This is a genomic window from Thalassospira sp. Z349TD_5, assembly GCF_056173045.1.
The window spans coordinates 3,029,134-3,046,153 of the sequence record NZ_CM149654.1; the positions used below are offsets into that span (position 1 = coordinate 3,029,134).

A 17,020-nucleotide genomic window follows, 5' to 3' on the forward strand; every position below is an offset into this window, starting at 1 on the left:
CCGGCAGTACAATTAAGCCTTAGCGACCGTTCTTTTTGCGCCATGCTTCAAAGTTGACCTTGGTTTCATCCTTGGTTGCCGGATAAAGACCAATGATCGGCTTGCCTGACATAACTTCTTCAAGAACAAAGTCCTCAAAGCTCTCCATACCGGCACATTCTTCGGCCAACTCATCAGCAAGATGCGCCGGAAGAACAACAACACCGTCTTTATCACCAACCAAAACATCACCGGGAAACACGGGTGCATCGCCACACCCAATCGGTACATTAAGGTCATAGGCCTCATGCAGGGTCAGGTTGGTGGGTGCCGACGGGCGCGAGTGATATCCATGAATGGCAAGTTTTCCGATGCCATCGGCATCCCGGAAACCACCATCAGTCACGATCCCCTCGACGCCACGCTTCATCAAACGGGTTACAAGGATCGATCCCGCCGATGCCGCGCGCGCGTCCTTGCGGCTGTCCATCACCAAAACATATCCCTCCGGGCATTGTTCAACGGCAACGCGCTGCGGGTGGTTTGGATCTCGGAACACCTCAATCGGATTGCGATCTTCACGTGCGGGGATATAGCGCAGCGTATAGGCCTGCCCAACCATATTTTCACTCTTAGGGGCAACCTGCTGGACATTCTGGATGAACTGATTGCGAATGCCGCGCTTAAAAAGGGCCGTACATAACGACGCGGTGCTTACCCGTTTAAGCTTGTTACGGATTGCATCACTCAGGACATAATCACTCATACTTCTTTACTCCGTAGAGTGCCCGGCCACGCACAGCCGGGCAATATCATTGGGAAAACACAATCAGACAAGATCAGCCGGCAACACATCCGCCGGGATGTTCTGATAGCAAACCGGACGCAGGAACCGACGAATGGCCATGGTACCAACCGACGTCGCACCAAAGTTGGTCGATGCCGGATACGGCCCGCCATGCACCATAGTGTCGGAAACTTCCACACCGGTCGGGAACCCGTTGGCCAGAACACGACCAGCTTTACGTTCCAAAATCGGCATCAACGACCGGGCATCCCCTGCATCACCACCATCAAGATGCAGCGTGCAAGTCAACTGTCCCTCAAGCGCCTTGGCAATGGTAAGCATTTCTTCCATGTTCTTAACCCGGACGACAAGACCAAGCGGGCCAAAGACTTCTTCGCCCAATTCACGATTTGAAAGCCAGTTTTCACCGGTGGTTTCAAACAGATACGGCGTTGCATTGCGCAGATCACACGACGTGGTCAAAACGTCTTTGACACCACTGGTCGAAGCAATCCGTTTTGCGCCAGCACGATAGGCATCTGCCATGCCATCGGTCAGCATGGTCTGAGCCGAAACCTCGGCAAGACCAGCCTTGGCCGCATTCACAAAAGAATAGGCATCCGGCCCGTCAATCACAACTGCGATCCCCGGATTGGTACAGAACTGCCCGGCCCCCATGGTCAATGATCCAGCCCAGCCTTTGCCAAGCGCCTCGCCGCGTTCTTTCATGGCGACCGGCATCATAAACATCGGATTGACCGATCCAAGCTCACCAAAGAACGGGATTGGTTCTGGGCGACTTGCACACAGATCAAACAACGCACGGCCGCCGCCAAGCGATCCGGTAAAGCCAACCGCCTTGATCAGCGGATGCTGCACCAGACTTTGCCCGACATCGCGTTTACCACCTTGAATAAGGCTGAACACACCGGGATGGACGCCACATGCCTTGATCGCGGCATCAATCGCCTGAGCGACAATTTCACCCGTGCCTGGATGGGCCGAATGCCCCTTGACCACGACCGGACAGCCCGCTGCCAGGGCCGACGCCGTATCGCCACCAGCAACAGAGAATGCCAGCGGGAAGTTCGATGCACCAAACACAGCCACCGGACCGATCGGACGCTGCATCAAACGCAGGTCCGGGCGCGGCAAGGGCGCGCGATCCGGCAATGCTTCGTCATGGCGACGATCAAGATACGCACCATCAAGAATATGGCTCGCAAACAGACGAAGCTGCCCAACCGTGCGGCCCCGTTCGCCGTTCAGGCGGGCTTCGGGTAGCCCGGACTCCTGCGTGCCAATTTCGGTAATTTCATCACCGCGTGCGGCGATCTCATCAGCAATCTTATTCAGCAATGCTGCGCGGTCTTCGCGGGTGGAATAAGCAAAGGACCAAAATGCGTCTTCGGCGGCCTTGGCGGCCTGATCGACCAATGCCGGGGTGCCAACCGGGAATGTATTGGCCGGACCATGGGCCGGTTCGGACTGGAACGTCGCATCGCCTGCGACCCAGTTGCCCGCGATCAGATGTTTGCCGGTTAGTTTATAGGACATAGATGCCTCCTTGGTGCGGCAGAGCCGCCTTATTTTACAAGATTGTTTTGACGCATAAACGTGGTCAGTTTTTTGTGCTGTTCATCGGTCAGCGGCCATGCAGACGGCGGACGCGTCGCGCCACAATCATCCCCCAGCAGTTTAAGCGCTGCTTTGACACCCGTCACGTTCGTACCGTTCATTTCTTCGGCACGGACGTCTTCGAATGCCTTCATTTCACCGATTAACTGACGTGCCTTGGCATAATCACCATCCTCAAGGGCAGCGTGGATCGCCATGGAACGTTCCGGCCAAACATTGATCAGACCCGATGTAAAGCCGCGTGCACCAACCGCGTAAAATGCTGGTGCCCAAGTCTCGGCCAAACCACCAACCCAGACAATATCAGGATCACATGCATTGATCGCATCAGCCAGTTTCATGGCGTTTGGCGTCGCCCATTTCACACCCGCAACACCGTCGACAGCACACAGGTCAGCAATCGCCTTGGTACCAATCATGTCATTGCGCAGGTACAGCATCATCGGCAACCCGCCGGACGCATCAGCAATACGTTTGATGTAATCAACAACACCGCGTGGCGCGACGAACGGATCAGGCGGCTGATGGATCATCAAGGCTTCTGCACCGGCATCCGCCGATGCCTTGGCCAATGCGCAGGCATCGCGCACGCCGCGCCCGATACCGGCCAGCATCGGCGCATGACCATCGAGCATTTCAGCAACAGATTTTGCCATGGTGATGGCCTCATCCGTGGTCAGCGCATAAAACTCGCCAGTATTTCCATTGACCACCGGAAAATGAACTCCGGCTGCAAGTGCACGGTCGATAATCGGTTTGAGCTTGGTTGGCGCGATGTCGCCATTGTCGTCATACGGCGTAACAAGAATGCCCGAAATCCCGGACAGCACGCCACGCAGATCGGCTTTTGAAAGTGCCATTGAACTGTATCCCTGAGTGATGCGGTTCGCGGGGGCCATAGATAGCCCCCGCTTTGCGTCTTTTTGCGTTTAGAAGATGTCCGGCTCGCCGGCGGTTTCACCAAATTTCGGCGATAGGAAATCGAAATCACAGCCCTCATTGGCCTGTGTCACGTGCTTGCCAAACATATAGCCATAGCCACGCTGGAAACGCGGCTCGGGTTTTTGCCACGCAGCACGACGGCGTTCGATTTCTTCTTCATCGACCAGCATATCCAAACGACGGCTATCAAGATCAAGCCGCACAATGTCACCGGTTTTCAGCAACGCCAGTGGACCGCCAATATAGGATTCCGGTGCCACATGCAGCACACATGCCCCATAAGACGTTCCTGACATCCGGGCATCAGAAATACGCAGCATGTCACGATGCCCCTGTTTGATCAGGGCTTTTGGAATGGGTAGCATGCCCCATTCGGGGAAACCGGGCCCGCCAAGCGGACCCGCATTGCGCAGAACCATGACGTGATCGGACGTGACATCAAGGTTTGCGTCATCAACCGCCTTTTTCATTTCCGGATAGCTATCAAACACCAGTGCCGGGCCCTCGTGATTGCGGAAACGCTCATCACAGGCTGCAGGCTTGATCACCGCCCCGTCTGGGCACAGATTGCCGCGCAAAACCGCAAGCGACCCCTGATGATAGACCGGATTGGACAGCGGCCGAATGACATCATCATTATAAACAACCGCCCCCTCAAGCGTTTCGCCAAGGGTTTTACCTGTCACGGTCGTCACCGACGTATCAAGCTTATCTCCAAGCTGCGCCATCAGCGCACGCAAGCCACCCGCGTAATAGAAATCTTCCATCAGGTAGTCATCTTTGCCCGATGGTCGAATGTTGGCAATCAAGGGCGTAGTACGACCCAGCGCATCAAGATCATCGAGTGTCAGATCAATCGATGCACGGCGCGCCATGGCCAGCATATGCACAACCGCGTTGGTCGAACAGCCGGTTGCCATCGCGACAACGGCGGAATTTTTGACCGATGCTGGAGTAACAATTTTTTCCGGCGTCAAATCTTCCCAGACCATATCAACAATACGGCGACCACATTGGGTCAACATACGGATATGACCGGCATCCGGTGCCGGAATGGATGACGCCCCCGGCAGGCAAAGCCCCATCGCCTCGGCAATGGCTGTCATGGTCGATGCAGTTCCCATGGTCATGCAGTGACCATATGAACGCGCAATGCCGCCTTCGACCCCAACCCATTCTTCGTCACTGATGTTACCGGCACGCCGTTCGTCCCAATATTTCCAGGCATCCGAGCCCGAACCAAGGATTTTACCGGCATAGTTGCCACGCAACATCGGACCGGCAGGCAGATAGATCATTGGGACACCCGCCGACAGCGCACCCATCACCAGACCCGGTGTGGTTTTGTCACACCCGCCCATCAGGACAACACCATCAAGCGGATGAGACCGGATTTGTTCTTCTGTCTCCATCGCAAGCAAGTTGCGATACAGCATCGAGGTTGGTTTGGTGAACGACTCATCAACCGAAATAGATGGCAGTTCAACCGGGAAACCACCCGCCTGATGAACGCCCTTTTTCACATCACCGGCACGTTCACGGAAATGCGCATGGCACGGATTAAGCTCCGACCATGTATTAAGGATCCCGATGACCGGACGCCCGGTCCAATCCTCAGGATCAAGCCCCATCTGCATCAGACGCGAACGATGACCAAACGAACGAAGATCATCGGGCGCAAACCAGCGCGCACTTCTAAGATCTTCTGCAGCTTTTTTATGTTTCTCGGACATGGCGTCCCTCCCGTAGTTCGGCTTTTTCCCTGTTTTCCACATGTTACACGAAAAACAGGAGCCTGCACTTTTCATTGATGACCTATGTATGCGCATACAAGGACAAGATGTCAAGTAAACTTACATGCACAAGTATACTCTATATAATACACAAAATATCCGAGAAACTCAGCAATTGACACCAATTGAAACAAGATGTATCAAGTTATGTATGCGCATACATATGGCTTTTAAATTTACAAGCCAAAGCAACAATAAGAACAAGCAACACCCTCCACTTGGGAACCACACCAAGCGGGCATTACGGGGATACCCCCATCGTCAGGAACGCGTCATTCGGGAGGAAATCTTATGACCGGACTCTTTAAATCCATCGCCGCTGCTGCTGGCTTCGCCGCCATGGTTGCATCACCTGTTCTGGCTTCGGCTACTGATCTACCAAGTAACATTCGCCTTGTCATCGGCTCGAAATCAACCGGTGGCGACACCTACCAGAACAGCGCGATCGTTGCCGAGGCACTCGCCAAGAAACTCGACATCAACGTAAAAGTCGATGCCGTTGGCTCCAGCGAAGCTTTCAAGGCATTGCAACGCGATTCGCGTGGCACCACCATCATGATCTTCCACGATCAATCCTATCTTGGAAATCTGTACGGTGTGCGCGGTTATGACGATATCTTTGATAATTACGTTGTCGGCCCGACGGTCGCGATCAATCCGGGCAATGCGTATCTCGTAGCGAAAAATTCGCCGATGCAGTCGATGGAAGACGTGATTGCTGCTGCGGCCGCTGGTCAACGCGTTCGCGTTGCCATTCAGGCCGGTGGTGTTTCGGAAATCGGGTTCTCGGCTCTGAAAAACGCTGTAAAAGTGACCCATCCGGGTGCCGAAGAAAACATCGTTCCAGTCAACACCGGTTCGCAGGCAGATAAAAATCAGTTGATGTTTGATGGTCAGGCCGATGTCATCAACGGGTCGGTTCAGGCCAACGAACAGTTCACCCAGCTTGATGCAGATGATCAAAAAGCAATGCGCTTTATCTGGTTGACCGCACGCGAAGAGACCATCGAACAGGCAAACCCCGAAGGCATGGGCGACACCACCCGTGACGAACTTCTGGCATTCACCACCCCGAATGTCAGCGTCACCCTTGACGGTTCAAAAGACTTCACCTTCGACAAGGAATTCTTCTTCCTATTCAACAAGGACATGGATGCCGAACAGATTGCGGCCATCGACACCGCACTGAAAGAAATCTATGCCGCTGGTGATATCCAGAAAACGCAAAAAGCATCGTTCTTCATCCCGAATTACAGGCCGCAGGCCGAAGCTGCGACTTACCTGAAGGCAAAACGTGACGAATATCGTCATGTCATCGACGCGATTGCGACTAACTAAAATACTGGATGGCCCGGCATTGATGTGCCGGGCCGCTCTTGCCTGATCGGGTCAATGCGTGTGGTCGCCCGCCGCTATTTCCCGTAAAATAAGCCTGACCTGATTTTCTAATTTCATGAAAATGCGTAACGTAGGGTCAAAACAGGCACATCCCGGAGGCGTCCCATGTCATTTGACTCCCCTTTTCATGTGACAATCGATTTCGATACGTCGCATATGATTTTCCCAACGATCATTGCCATAATCCTGGGAATTCTTTTTACGGCCATTTTGATTACCCGCGGGCGCACGATGCTTGCCACGATTACCAATGGCCCATGGTGGCCTGCTGGCATCGATCATATGCGCTTTTTCGGAACACTGGTCCTGACGGTCATCTATTTTACGGCCATGCCATCGGTTGGGGACTTCTTCCCAAATACAGGACTTGGGTTTTACCTGTGTTCGATCCCGTACCTGTTTGCGCTAAGCACCCTTTTCCTGCACGAGCGCACCCGACGGACATTGCTGATCGCAGGCGCAAACGCCCTGATCGCGCCAACCATCGTCTGGTACATCCTGTCCGAACTTTTCAACATTTCGCTGCCATAAGGGCCTGCCCCGGCACGGATTGAGCCAAGAGATTTATCATGGAACTCCTATCCATTCTGACGCCGATGTTCTTCACATTGGTTACCGCGGGCACTGTGATCGGCATCATTTTCGGCGCTATTCCGGGCATGACCGCCACCATGGCCGTTGCCGTGTGTTTGCCACTGACCTATTCGCTTGGCCTTGAAAACGGTCTCGCCCTGTTGCTTGGATTGTATGTTGGCGGGATTTCCGGCGGGCTGGTTCCTGCCATTTTGCTCAACATTCCGGGCACGCCGTCATCGATCACCACGACGCTTGATGGTTATCCGATGACGCAGAACGGCGAAGGCGAACGCGCGCTTAAAATCGGGATTACATCATCTCTGATCGGCGGGTTGTTCAGTCTTGCCGCCCTTTACCTGTTTGCCCCGGCCTTGGCCGATTTTGCCATCAAGTTTTCCTATATCGAAAAATTCCTGATCATCTTCTTTGCCCTGACCGTCATGGCCGCTCTTTCAAGCAGCCTTTTGGTCGGTATTTTCAGCGGGTTTCTGGGTATCTTCATCAGCCTGATTGGCGCCTATGACATTTCGCGCGGCGGCAATGGTGAATTGCGCCTCGTGCCTGAGTTCCTTGAATACTATCTCGAAAGCGGCTTTTCGTTACTGCCGGTTCTGATCGGTCTGTTTGGCCTTGCCACCATCCTGATCGAAGCCGAACAAGGCATGAAAGAAGGGCAGAGCTTATCGGGGGTCAAGATTGGTGGAAAGCCGTTCAAACTTTCCATCTTCAAAGGTCAGTTCGTCAATCTGTTCCGTTCATCGGCCATCGGCACCTTTGTCGGCATTCTGCCCGGTGTTGGCGGCAGTGCCGCATCCATTCTGGCCTATAGTCAGGAAAAGAACTTTTCCAAAACCCCTGAAAAATTCGGCAAGGGTGAGCCAGCCGGTGTGATTGCATCAGAAAGTGCCAATAATGGCCTGACGGGCGGCGCATTGGTACCGCTATTGTCGCTTGGCATCCCCGGTGATTCAACCACCGCCATCCTGATCGGCGCCTTTACCCTGCAAGGCATTCAGGTCGGCCCCCTGTTTATCGGCAACAACCCGGTGACATGGGATGCCATGATCATTGCCATGCTGGTTGCCAACATTGTGATGTTTCTGGTTATGGTATTTGCCATCCGGCACCTGGCCAAGGTCGTGACGGTACCAAAAAACATCCTGTTCCCGATCATTCTAATGATGTGTGTTGTCGGGGCCTATACGATTAATTACGGCGTGATGTTCGATGTCTGGACGCTTTTGATCTTTGGTCTGTTTGGCTATCTGGCTCACAAGATCGGGCTTGAAATTGCGCCGTTTATCATCGGCTTTATTCTGGGCCCATCGGCGGAAATCTATTTCGTAAAAAGTCTGGAATCCTTTGGCACGTTTTCGATCTTCTTTACCAAAAGCTGGATCGCCGGACTGCTGTGGGTTCTGATTGCGATATCGATTGCGTTTTCGATTTCCGTTGCGCGGAAAAAGAACAAGACAGAAAACGAGTGAGTCCGGGCAAGAAGCAACAAACAACCTCCACAGCCTCCTCCCTGGCTGTGGAGTGGCTTTTACCCGAGCCACGCTTCTTGCCCACCCTACTGGGCTGATGTAGTGTTCAGAGCAATCGAAAGACCGGCTCTGAACATTTCGCTTTCGCACTTTTGCCCTTACGTTGTTTTGGCGTAAGGCCCTCAGATCAAGAGACAAAACAACTTGTCACGCATAGCAGAACACAGCGATCCGGTTATCACCGCCGACCTTAAAAGCGGCTCCGTCACGATGGAGACGGTCGGACGTATTGCTGGCGTATCGCAAGTAACGGTATCGCGTGCGCTCAATGATCCTAAAAAAGTATCGGCGGCGACGCTTAAACGCATTCAGGATGCGATTGAGCTGACCGGCTATGTGCCCAACATGGTTGCCGGGGCGCTCGCATCACGACGCAGCCAATTAATTGCCGCGCTCGTGCCATCGATCACCAATGTGATCTATTCCGATCTGATGCAAAACTTCATCGATGTCATTCGCGGGTCGGGTTATCACGTTCTGATGGCGGAAACCGGCTTTTCACAGGACGAAGAACAGGCTGTCCTGTCGACCATGCTGTCGCGCCGCCCTGATGGCATTCTTTTGACCGGCATCCATCATTCGCCGGGATGCAAACGGATGTTACTGGGGGCTGGCATTCCAGTGGTTGAAGTCTGGGACATGACGGAAAACCCACTGGATGTCTGTATTGGCTTTTCCCACATCAAGGCCGGCGAGGAAGTGGCTAAATATGCCGTTTCCTGCGGCTATGAGCATGCCTTGATTATTTCGGCCGGGGATGAACGCGCATTACGCCGTAAAAACAGCTTTGCCGCCCAATTTGATCAGCTCACCGGCAATGCCCCGACCGAAGTCCTGTACGAAACCGGTGCAACGATTGAGCGGGGCCGCAATGGTTTGACCACGGGAATTGAACTGGGCTTTAAAAACGGGATTGTCATGTGCAGTTCTGATCTTTTGGCCCATGGTGTTTTGATCGAGGCCCAATCACGCGGCCTTCGCGTCCCCGAAGACATCGCCGCTATAGGCTTTGGCAATCAGAACTTCGCCCCCTTTACCCTGCCCGCCCTGAGTACGGTTGAAGTCAACCGCACCCATTTGGGAAAGCAGGCCGCAGAAGCCCTGGTTGCCCGGATCAACAATCAGCCCCTGTCAAACAATTCGATTGATATCGGATTTGAAATCATTGCGCGCGCGTCAACCTGATATCAGGCGAACCGGCGAAACAATCCACGCCGTTCGCGGCAGATCATGGTAAGCCTCGCCTGCCGCGCTAAATTCACTGCCGTTAATGTTGGCCCCGACAGGGTCACAAGCCCTCCGACCCCGCATTGCACGGTCTTGGTCACAATTTCGTATGAACAACGGCTGGTCATCAGGATAAAGCCACCAGTGGTATCGATCCCCTGACGGGCAACAGCGCCCAATACTTTATCAAGCGCGTTATGACGTCCGATATCTTCGCGGACCAGTTGGATGTTACCGCTAACATCGATAAAGGCGCTGGCGTGTAAAAGGCCGCCGCCTTCGCGGTTGCGGGTCTGATGATCAGGCAATGCATCAATCGCACGCAACACGATATCCTGCGCCATATTGCCCGGCGTCACGGTACCGATTTTATCCATCGAAACCGCATCAAGCGATTGTACACCGCACAATCCACAGCCCGACCGCCCCTCAAGGGTGCGTTGGCGGTCTTCAAGACGGTCAAACACGTCTTCGTGCAGATCGGCCTCAATCACATAGCCCTGAAGGGTTTTCCGCACGTCACGCAAGGTGATTTGGAAAACATTATCGGCAATGCCTTCGGACAGGGCAAAACCGACCATGAAATCTTCCAGATCATGCGGAGACACCATCATCACCGCATGCGATTGCCCATTAAAGGTCAATGCAGCCGGGATTTCCGGCTGCAAGATCATGGGCGCATCATCATTGCCGTCATCACGCGACACCGCGCGCGCCATATCGAGGTCCCGACCATCAACAATATAATTGTCTGATGATTTGGGTTTCATGCGGTTTCTTTAACCTTGCGGATCGCCGGAGCGGCTTCGAGAACCAGTGGTTCGAAGCCATCATGCCCATCCGCAATCATGTCAAATAGCTGCTTACGCATACGTGGATCCCAAAAATCGCTGATATGCCCGGCCACCCCCGCAACACCTTCGTCGTGGGGCTTGGATTTGAAAAAGGTCGCGATCTGATTGGCCATATAGACAAGCTTATCAGGTGCCATTGGTGCTTACTCTTTGCTTGTAAACTTTTCTTTACACGGAACTTCCGCGCACTGTGCGGTTCTTTCGATCCTAACACAGTGCGCGGAGTTTATCTTATTCCGCCGCATCCACACGTGGCTTAATGCGACGCGATTGTTCTGCCTGACGGTCATATTCGACCTGCCAGTCACTCGGTCCGTTGCTCGAAGAGACCTGCACCGCAGTTACCTTATATTCCGGGCAGTTGGTCGCCCAGTCGGTAAAATCGGTGGTGATCACGTTGGCCTGAGTGCCCGGATGGTGGAAGGTTGTGTAAACCACGCCCGGCGCGACACGGTCGGTAATTGTCGCCCGAAGCGAGGTTTCACCAGACCGCGACGCCAAACGGATCCAATCGCCATCGCGCACCCCACGCTGCTCTGCATCATGTGGGTGAATTTCAAGCAAATCTTCCTCATGCCAGGTCGTGTTTGCCGTACGGCGCGTCTGTGCCCCGACGTTATATTGGCTAAGAATACGCCCGGTGGTCAAAAGAAGGGGGAAGCGTGGCCCAGTTCGTTCGTCGGTGGCGACATATTCCGTCACCACAAACTTGCCCTTGCCCCGAACAAAGCCATCAATATGCATGACTGGTGTACCTTTTGGCGCCTTGTCATTGCATGGCCACTGAACCGATCCTTCACGTTCAAGAAGGTCATAATTCACGTTGGCAAAGCTTGGCGTGGTGGCGGCAATTTCATCCATCACCTGCGACGGATGGGTGTAATTCCAGTCAAGTCCCATGGCACGCGCCAGATTTTGCGTAACTTCCCAATCAGCAAAACCATTAAGCGGCGTCATCACCTTGCGCACGCGATTAATGCGGCGTTCAGCATTGGTAAAGGTACCGTCTTTTTCAAGGAAGGTCGAACCGGGCAGGAACACATGCGCATGGTTGGCTGTTTCATTCAAAAACAGGTCATGAACCACAACGCATTCCATTGCCGCCAAACCAGCCGCGACATGCTTGGTATCGGGGTCTGATTGCAGGATGTCTTCACCCTGAATGTAAATCCCCTTGAATGTGCCTTCGACAGCCGCATCAAGCATATTGGGAATACGCAAGCCCGGCTCATCATCAAGTTTGACACCCCAGATATCTTCGAAAATATCGCGGGTCGCACTGTCCTGAATATGGCGATAGCCCGGCAGCTCGTGCGGGAAGGAGCCCATATCACAAGCGCCCTGCACGTTGTTCTGACCGCGCAGCGGGTTCACACCAACGCCCGGACGCCCGAGATTGCCGGTCGCCATGGCAAGGTTGGCAATCGCCATCACGGTTGTCGAGCCTTGGCTGTGTTCGGTAACCCCCAGCCCGTAATAGATCGCGCCATTGCCACCGGTGGCAAAGGTCCGTGCGGCTTTGCGCATGGTTTGCGCATCCACACCGATCATGTCGGCGATGGCTTCTGGGCTGTGTTTTGGATCGGACACAAACGCTGCCCAATCCTGGAATTCATCCCAATCACAGCGTTCACGGACAAACGTCTCGTCAAACAGGCCCTCGGTCACGATCACATGCGCCAAGGATGTCAGAACCGCAACGTTGGTGCCCGGACGCAAGGCGACATGGGCGACGGCCTCAACATGGGGGGTCCGCACAAGATCAATACGGCGCGGATCAATGACGATCAGTTTCGCCCCGTCGCGCAGACGTTTTTTCAAACGCGATGCAAACACCGGATGGCCATCGGTCGGGTTTGCCCCAATCAGAATGACCACATCGGTCTGTTCGACAGAGTCAAAATCCTGCGTCCCGGCAGATGTGCCAAAGGTGGTTTTCAAGCCATAGCCGGTTGGCGAATGGCAGACACGCGCACAGGTATCGACGTTGTTATTGCCAAAGCCGGCCCGGACCAGTTTTTGAACAAGGAAGGTTTCCTCGTTCGTGCAGCGTGATGAGGTAATCCCCCCAATCGCACCCTTGCCATATTGGGCTTGAATGGACCGGAATTTATCGGCGGTAAAGCGAAGGGCCTCTTCCCAGCTAACTTCCTGCCATGGGTCAGAGGTGTTTTCGCGGATCATCGGGTTCAGAATGCGGTCCTTATGGTTGGCATAACCATAAGCAAAGCGCCCTTTGACACAGGAATGCCCACGGTTGGCTTTGCCGTCTTTATACGGGACCATGCGCACCAGTTCTTCGCCGCGCATTTCCGCCTTGAACGAACAGCCCACCCCGCAATAGGCACAGGTGGTGACAACCGAATGTTCCGGCTGGCCAATTTCAATGATCGATTTTTCCTGCAACGTCGCCGTCGGGCAGGCTTGAACACAGGCCCCACAGGATACGCATTCGGAATCAAGGAAATCCTCGTGCATGCCCGGCGAAACGCGGCTTTCAAACCCGCGGCCTTCGATGGTCAGCGCAAAGGTCCCCTGCACTTCTTCGCAGGCCCGGACACAGCGCGAACAGACAATGCATTTTGACGGGTCATAGGTGAAATACGGGTTGGTTTCATCCTTCGCCATATAGCGCGGATTTTCTTCACCGTTATCACGCACCTTCACATGGTTGCCACCGTCATAGCCATAGCGCACATCGCGCAGGCCAACGGCCCCGGCCATATCCTGCAATTCGCAATCACCATTGGCCGCACAGGTCAGGCAATCAAGCGGATGGTCAGAAATATAAAGCTCCATCACGCCTTTGCGGATTTTCTTCAAACGGTCCGTTTGGGTGCGCACCACCATGCCGTCTGTCGCCGGTGTGGTGCAGGATGATGGTGTGCCGTTGCGGCCTTCGACCTCGACCAGACACAGGCGGCAGGACCCAAACGCATCGACCATATCGGTCGCGCAAAGCTTGGGGACCTGAATGCCTGCCTCCATTGAGGCGCGCATGACAGATGTGCCCTCGGGCACGGTCACGTTGTTGCCATCAATGGTCAGGGTAACCATTTTTTCGGATTTGGCGGCGGGGGTTCCGTAGTCGATTTCTTTGATCATGGACATCGTTTTCACTCCGCAGCTATGTCAAGCGCATGAGGCTTGAAATCATCAGGGAAATGGGTCAGTGCGCTCATCACCGGATAAGGGGTAAACCCACCCAAGGCACACAACGAGCCGAACTTCATGGTGTTACAAAGATCGGTCAGCAATTCGATCTGCAATTCGGGGTCTTCGCCGCGTGCCAGCTTATCAACAACTTCGGTGCCCCGGATTGATCCGATGCGGCATGGCGTACATTTTCCACACGATTCAATTGCACAGAATTCCATGGCAAAACGGGCCTGCTTCATCAGGTCAACCGTGTCGTCAAAGACAACAATGCCGGCATGCCCAATCAGGCCGTCCCGCTTGGCGAACTCTTCGTAATCGAACGGCGTATCGAACAGTTCCTTGGGGAAATAGGCCCCCAACGGACCACCGACCTGAACGGCCTTGATCGGGCGTCCGGTGGCTGTGCCACCGCCGATCTGTTCGACAATCTCGCCAAGGGTCAGGCCAAAGCCGACCTCATAAAGCCCGCCATGTTTGACGTTCCCGGCAATCTGTATCGGAATGGTACCACGCGACCGACCCATGCCGAAATCACGATAATAAGCCGCCCCCTTTTCCAGAATAACTGGAACCGAACAGAGCGAGATAACATTGTTAACAACCGTTGGACGGCCCATGAACCCTTCAAGGGCTGGCAGTGGCGGCTTGGCACGGACAACACCGCGCTTGCCTTCCATACTGTTAAGAAGCGATGTTTCCTCGCCGCAAACATAGGCACCCGCACCCATACGGACTTCCATATCGAACGTCTTGCCCGATCCAAGGATATTCTCGCCCAAAACGCCGTTGGCACGTGCAACTTCGATGGCTTCGTTCATGATGCGGATGGCAGCAGGATATTCCGACCGGGTGTAGACATATCCCTTGGTCGCACCGGTGGCCAAACCGGCAATGATCATGCCTTCGATCAGGACAAACGGTTCACCCTCCATAATCATACGGTCGGCAAACGTACCGCTGTCGCCCTCGTCGGCATTACAGACAATGTATTTCTGCTCCGCCGGGGCTTGGCGCACGGTGTTCCATTTTATGCCCGTCGGGAAACCGGCACCACCGCGTCCACGCAGGCCGCTATCGGTCACGGACTGGACAATTTGCTCATCCGTCATTTCAAGTGCGTTTTTAAGACCGGTAAGTCCGTCGTAGGCTCGGTAATCTTCAAGCGACACCGGATCGATAAAGCCGCAACGCTGGAATGTCAGGCGGGTCTGACTTTTGAGGAACGGGATATTTTCGGTCCGACCAAGGTAAAGCTTGTGCTCCCCACCGGTCAGGAAGTCGGCTGCAAACAGCGCATCTACGTCTTCCGGTGTTACCGGGCCATAGGCCACACGACCGTGCGATGTTTCGACTTCAACCATCGGCTCAAGCCAGTACATGCCAAACGATCCGTTGCGAACGACTTTGATATCCGCTCCGGCTGTTGTGGCCTTTTGGGCGATTGCGGTTGCGACATCGTCTGCACCAAGGGCGACAGAGCCGGAGTCCAGCGGAACATAAACTTTGATACTCATGCCCCCACCTCATCGAGAATACGGTTCATGCGATCTTTACTGACCCGGCCAACCACCTTGCCATCGACCATAGCCGCCGGTGCACAGGCACACAGACCAAGACAGAAAACAGGTTCAAGCGTGACTTTGTGATCGATGGTTGTTTGCGACCAATCGACTTTAAGACGGCTTTTGGCATGATCGCCAAGATCATCTGCCCCCATCGCCTGACAGGCTTCCGCCCGGCAGATTTTAATCACATGCTTGCCCGCCTTTTCTTCGCGGAAGTCATGATAGAAACTGGCAACCCCATGGACTTCCGCCCGGCTGAGATTGAGTTTCTTGGAAATCGTCTGAAGTGCGCCTTCGGGAATATGCCCGAATTCTTCCTGCACTTCATGCAGGATTGGCAACAATGGGCCTTCGAGCCCTGACATCTGGTCGCAAATGGACGCAACCCGGACGTTTTGTTCCTCGGTCTGATTTGACATGCCAGCCTCTCTCACTAAGCAGTCTATTGAATTTCTTATTGTTCTTTGTAGTGTCAGCGATATACATCGCCGGTTCAATAAAGCCGTCCCGTTACGCGATAGCGTAAACCTATCAAGCGGTTTTCACGCCCGTTCGAGTTCCGACAACAGCTTGGCTTCTTTCAACAAGGCCGAAACCACCGGCGTTGCCGGTTCACGCTTGACCGCAATCATCCCGACAAGGTGTGCAGCATCAGGCTCCACAATCGGGATCGATTTGACCCGGTCATGTATGCTGAATTCCTTGATCATTTTAACCGGCATGATGCTGGCCCAGTTTCCCGTATGCACATGGGTAAACAGGGCAATCATCGAATCACTTTCAAGTGTCGGGCTGATCTTTGCCCCGGCCTCGCTGAGATGCTGATTGATGATCCGTCGGTTCTGCATATCAGGTGTCAGCAGACAAAGCGGAAACTTCGCAGCTTCTTGCCAGGTAATGCTATCACGGTCCCCGATATCGGCGAAATTCGATGTCACCAGATGATAGCGTTCGTAATAAAGCGGGATCGACGTCACGCGCCCCAGCGGTTCGTTATCAAGGTAAGTAATCCCGACATCGATTTGCAGATTATCCAGCAATGCCTGAATTTCGGTTAACGTCCGCGACAAAACCGCAAAGGTCACATCAGGATGCTTTTCACGAAACGGGGTGGTCAGTTCCTGAACCATCGAAAGAGCGGTTGGAATAACGGCAATCTGTACCTGCCCGGTCAGGCCAAACCGCATGGCGCGCATTTCATCGCGCATCGACCGTGTACTGCCGACAATATGGCGCGCCCACTCCAGAACACGTTCGCCCTCGGGGGTTAGGCCCTGATACCGTGATCCACGTTTGACCAGCACAACGCCAAGATGGTCTTCAAGCTGACGTAGCGCGCTGGAAAGCGTTGGCTGGGTCACGCCGCAATGTTCGGCGGCATGGCCAAAATGCTGCTCACGGGCGAGCACCATAAACATTTCGAGTTTATCGATCATTTTGTATCCGGCATCGAAAGATGCGATGCGCTTTGTGACATTGGGTGCTGCCTTAAGTTTGCTGTCTGGCACTATCGAACAGCCAATCAGACAGCCTTCATACATGGAAAGTGCCCTTG

The 17,020-nt window shown here is 54.1% G+C and carries 14 protein-coding genes; 4 read left to right on the plus strand and 10 right to left on the minus strand.

What is annotated here, in order from left to right; translation table 11 throughout:
* Positions 1–19: 19 nt before the first annotated feature.
* The 4 genes from AC0VXT_RS14075 to araD form a co-directional block, all read right to left on the minus strand.
* Positions 20–745 carry a ribonuclease activity regulator RraA gene (locus AC0VXT_RS14075; RefSeq protein WP_475545923.1) on the minus strand — a complete coding sequence of 242 codons (726 nt, stop codon included), beginning with the start codon at positions 743–745 and terminating at the stop codon, positions 20–22.
* Between the two features lie 63 nt (positions 746–808).
* A complete protein-coding gene (locus tag AC0VXT_RS14080; RefSeq protein ID WP_475545924.1) occupies positions 809–2,323 on the minus strand; it encodes an aldehyde dehydrogenase (NADP(+)) in 1,515 nt (504 codons plus the stop codon).
* A gap of 29 nt (positions 2,324–2,352) precedes the next feature.
* The gene (locus tag AC0VXT_RS14085) at positions 2,353–3,264 is read right to left on the minus strand and encodes a dihydrodipicolinate synthase family protein (protein ID WP_475545925.1); all 912 of its coding nucleotides are present in this window, start codon (positions 3,262–3,264) and stop codon (positions 2,353–2,355) included.
* 69 nt (positions 3,265–3,333) lie between these two features.
* A complete protein-coding gene (gene araD, locus AC0VXT_RS14090) occupies positions 3,334–5,079 on the minus strand; it encodes an L-arabinonate dehydratase (RefSeq protein ID WP_475545926.1) in 1,746 nt (581 codons plus the stop codon).
* A 351-nt stretch (positions 5,080–5,430) separates the two neighbouring features.
* Between araD and AC0VXT_RS14095 the strand changes: the two genes are divergently transcribed.
* The 4 genes from AC0VXT_RS14095 (at position 5,431) to AC0VXT_RS14110 (ending at position 9,845) form a co-directional block, all read left to right on the plus strand.
* Positions 5,431–6,477, plus strand: coding sequence for a type 2 periplasmic-binding domain-containing protein (locus AC0VXT_RS14095; protein WP_475545927.1), 1,047 nt, complete (start codon positions 5,431–5,433; stop codon positions 6,475–6,477).
* 165 nt (positions 6,478–6,642) lie between these two features.
* On the plus strand, positions 6,643–7,068 hold the full coding sequence (locus tag AC0VXT_RS14100; protein WP_022733344.1) for a tripartite tricarboxylate transporter TctB family protein: 426 nt from the start codon (positions 6,643–6,645) through the stop codon (positions 7,066–7,068).
* Between the two features lie 38 nt (positions 7,069–7,106).
* The gene (locus tag AC0VXT_RS14105; RefSeq protein ID WP_417823962.1) at positions 7,107–8,600 is read left to right on the plus strand and encodes a tripartite tricarboxylate transporter permease; all 1,494 of its coding nucleotides are present in this window, start codon (positions 7,107–7,109) and stop codon (positions 8,598–8,600) included.
* Positions 8,601–8,804: 204 nt separating this feature from the next.
* Complete coding sequence (locus AC0VXT_RS14110; protein WP_475545928.1) at positions 8,805–9,845, plus strand: LacI family DNA-binding transcriptional regulator; 1,041 nt, start codon at positions 8,805–8,807, stop codon at positions 9,843–9,845.
* Positions 9,846–9,847: 2 nt separating this feature from the next.
* Here the strand turns inward: AC0VXT_RS14110 and fdhD are convergent, their stop codons facing one another.
* The 6 genes from fdhD to AC0VXT_RS14140 form a co-directional block, all read right to left on the minus strand.
* Positions 9,848–10,657, minus strand: coding sequence for a formate dehydrogenase accessory sulfurtransferase FdhD (gene fdhD, locus AC0VXT_RS14115; RefSeq protein ID WP_475545929.1), 810 nt, complete (start codon positions 10,655–10,657; stop codon positions 9,848–9,850).
* Entirely contained in the window at positions 10,654–10,878 is a 225-nt protein-coding gene (locus AC0VXT_RS14120; RefSeq protein WP_102782428.1) for a formate dehydrogenase subunit delta, read from the minus strand. Before AC0VXT_RS14120 ends, fdhD begins: the two co-directional genes overlap by 4 nt.
* Positions 10,879–10,972: 94 nt before the next feature.
* A complete protein-coding gene (gene fdhF / locus AC0VXT_RS14125) occupies positions 10,973–13,852 on the minus strand; it encodes a formate dehydrogenase subunit alpha (RefSeq protein ID WP_475545930.1) in 2,880 nt (959 codons plus the stop codon).
* Positions 13,853–13,857: 5 nt separating this feature from the next.
* A complete protein-coding gene (locus tag AC0VXT_RS14130; RefSeq protein WP_475545931.1) occupies positions 13,858–15,414 on the minus strand; it encodes a formate dehydrogenase beta subunit in 1,557 nt (518 codons plus the stop codon).
* Positions 15,411–15,884, minus strand: coding sequence for a formate dehydrogenase subunit gamma (locus tag AC0VXT_RS14135; RefSeq protein ID WP_475545932.1), 474 nt, complete (start codon positions 15,882–15,884; stop codon positions 15,411–15,413). Before AC0VXT_RS14135 ends, AC0VXT_RS14130 begins: the two co-directional genes overlap by 4 nt.
* Positions 15,885–16,007: 123 nt before the next feature.
* The gene (locus tag AC0VXT_RS14140) at positions 16,008–17,006 is read right to left on the minus strand and encodes a LysR family transcriptional regulator (RefSeq protein ID WP_475545933.1); all 999 of its coding nucleotides are present in this window, start codon (positions 17,004–17,006) and stop codon (positions 16,008–16,010) included.
* Between the last annotated feature and the right edge of the window lie 14 nt (positions 17,007–17,020).

Excerpts from the sequence above, each read along its gene's own strand:
- AC0VXT_RS14075 (WP_475545923.1), bottom strand. The coding sequence starts at position 745 with ATGAGTGATTATGTCCTGAGTGATGCAATCCGTAACAAGCTTAAACGG.
- AC0VXT_RS14080 (WP_475545924.1), bottom strand. The coding sequence starts at position 2,323 with ATGTCCTATAAACTAACCGGCAAACATCTGATCGCGGGCAACTGGGTC.
- AC0VXT_RS14085 (WP_475545925.1), bottom strand. The coding sequence starts at position 3,264 with ATGGCACTTTCAAAAGCCGATCTGCGTGGCGTGCTGTCCGGGATTTCG.
- araD (WP_475545926.1), bottom strand. The coding sequence starts at position 5,079 with ATGTCCGAGAAACATAAAAAAGCTGCAGAAGATCTTAGAAGTGCGCGC.
- AC0VXT_RS14095 (WP_475545927.1), top strand. The coding sequence starts at position 5,431 with ATGACCGGACTCTTTAAATCCATCGCCGCTGCTGCTGGCTTCGCCGCC.
- AC0VXT_RS14100 (WP_022733344.1), top strand. The coding sequence starts at position 6,643 with ATGTCATTTGACTCCCCTTTTCATGTGACAATCGATTTCGATACGTCG.
- AC0VXT_RS14105 (WP_417823962.1), top strand. The coding sequence starts at position 7,107 with ATGGAACTCCTATCCATTCTGACGCCGATGTTCTTCACATTGGTTACC.
- fdhD (WP_475545929.1), bottom strand. The coding sequence starts at position 10,657 with ATGAAACCCAAATCATCAGACAATTATATTGTTGATGGTCGGGACCTC.
- AC0VXT_RS14120 (WP_102782428.1), bottom strand. The coding sequence starts at position 10,878 with ATGGCACCTGATAAGCTTGTCTATATGGCCAATCAGATCGCGACCTTT.
- fdhF (WP_475545930.1), bottom strand. The coding sequence starts at position 13,852 with ATGTCCATGATCAAAGAAATCGACTACGGAACCCCCGCCGCCAAATCC.
- AC0VXT_RS14130 (WP_475545931.1), bottom strand. The coding sequence starts at position 15,414 with ATGAGTATCAAAGTTTATGTTCCGCTGGACTCCGGCTCTGTCGCCCTT.
- AC0VXT_RS14135 (WP_475545932.1), bottom strand. The coding sequence starts at position 15,884 with ATGTCAAATCAGACCGAGGAACAAAACGTCCGGGTTGCGTCCATTTGC.
- AC0VXT_RS14140 (WP_475545933.1), bottom strand. The coding sequence starts at position 17,006 with ATGTATGAAGGCTGTCTGATTGGCTGTTCGATAGTGCCAGACAGCAAA.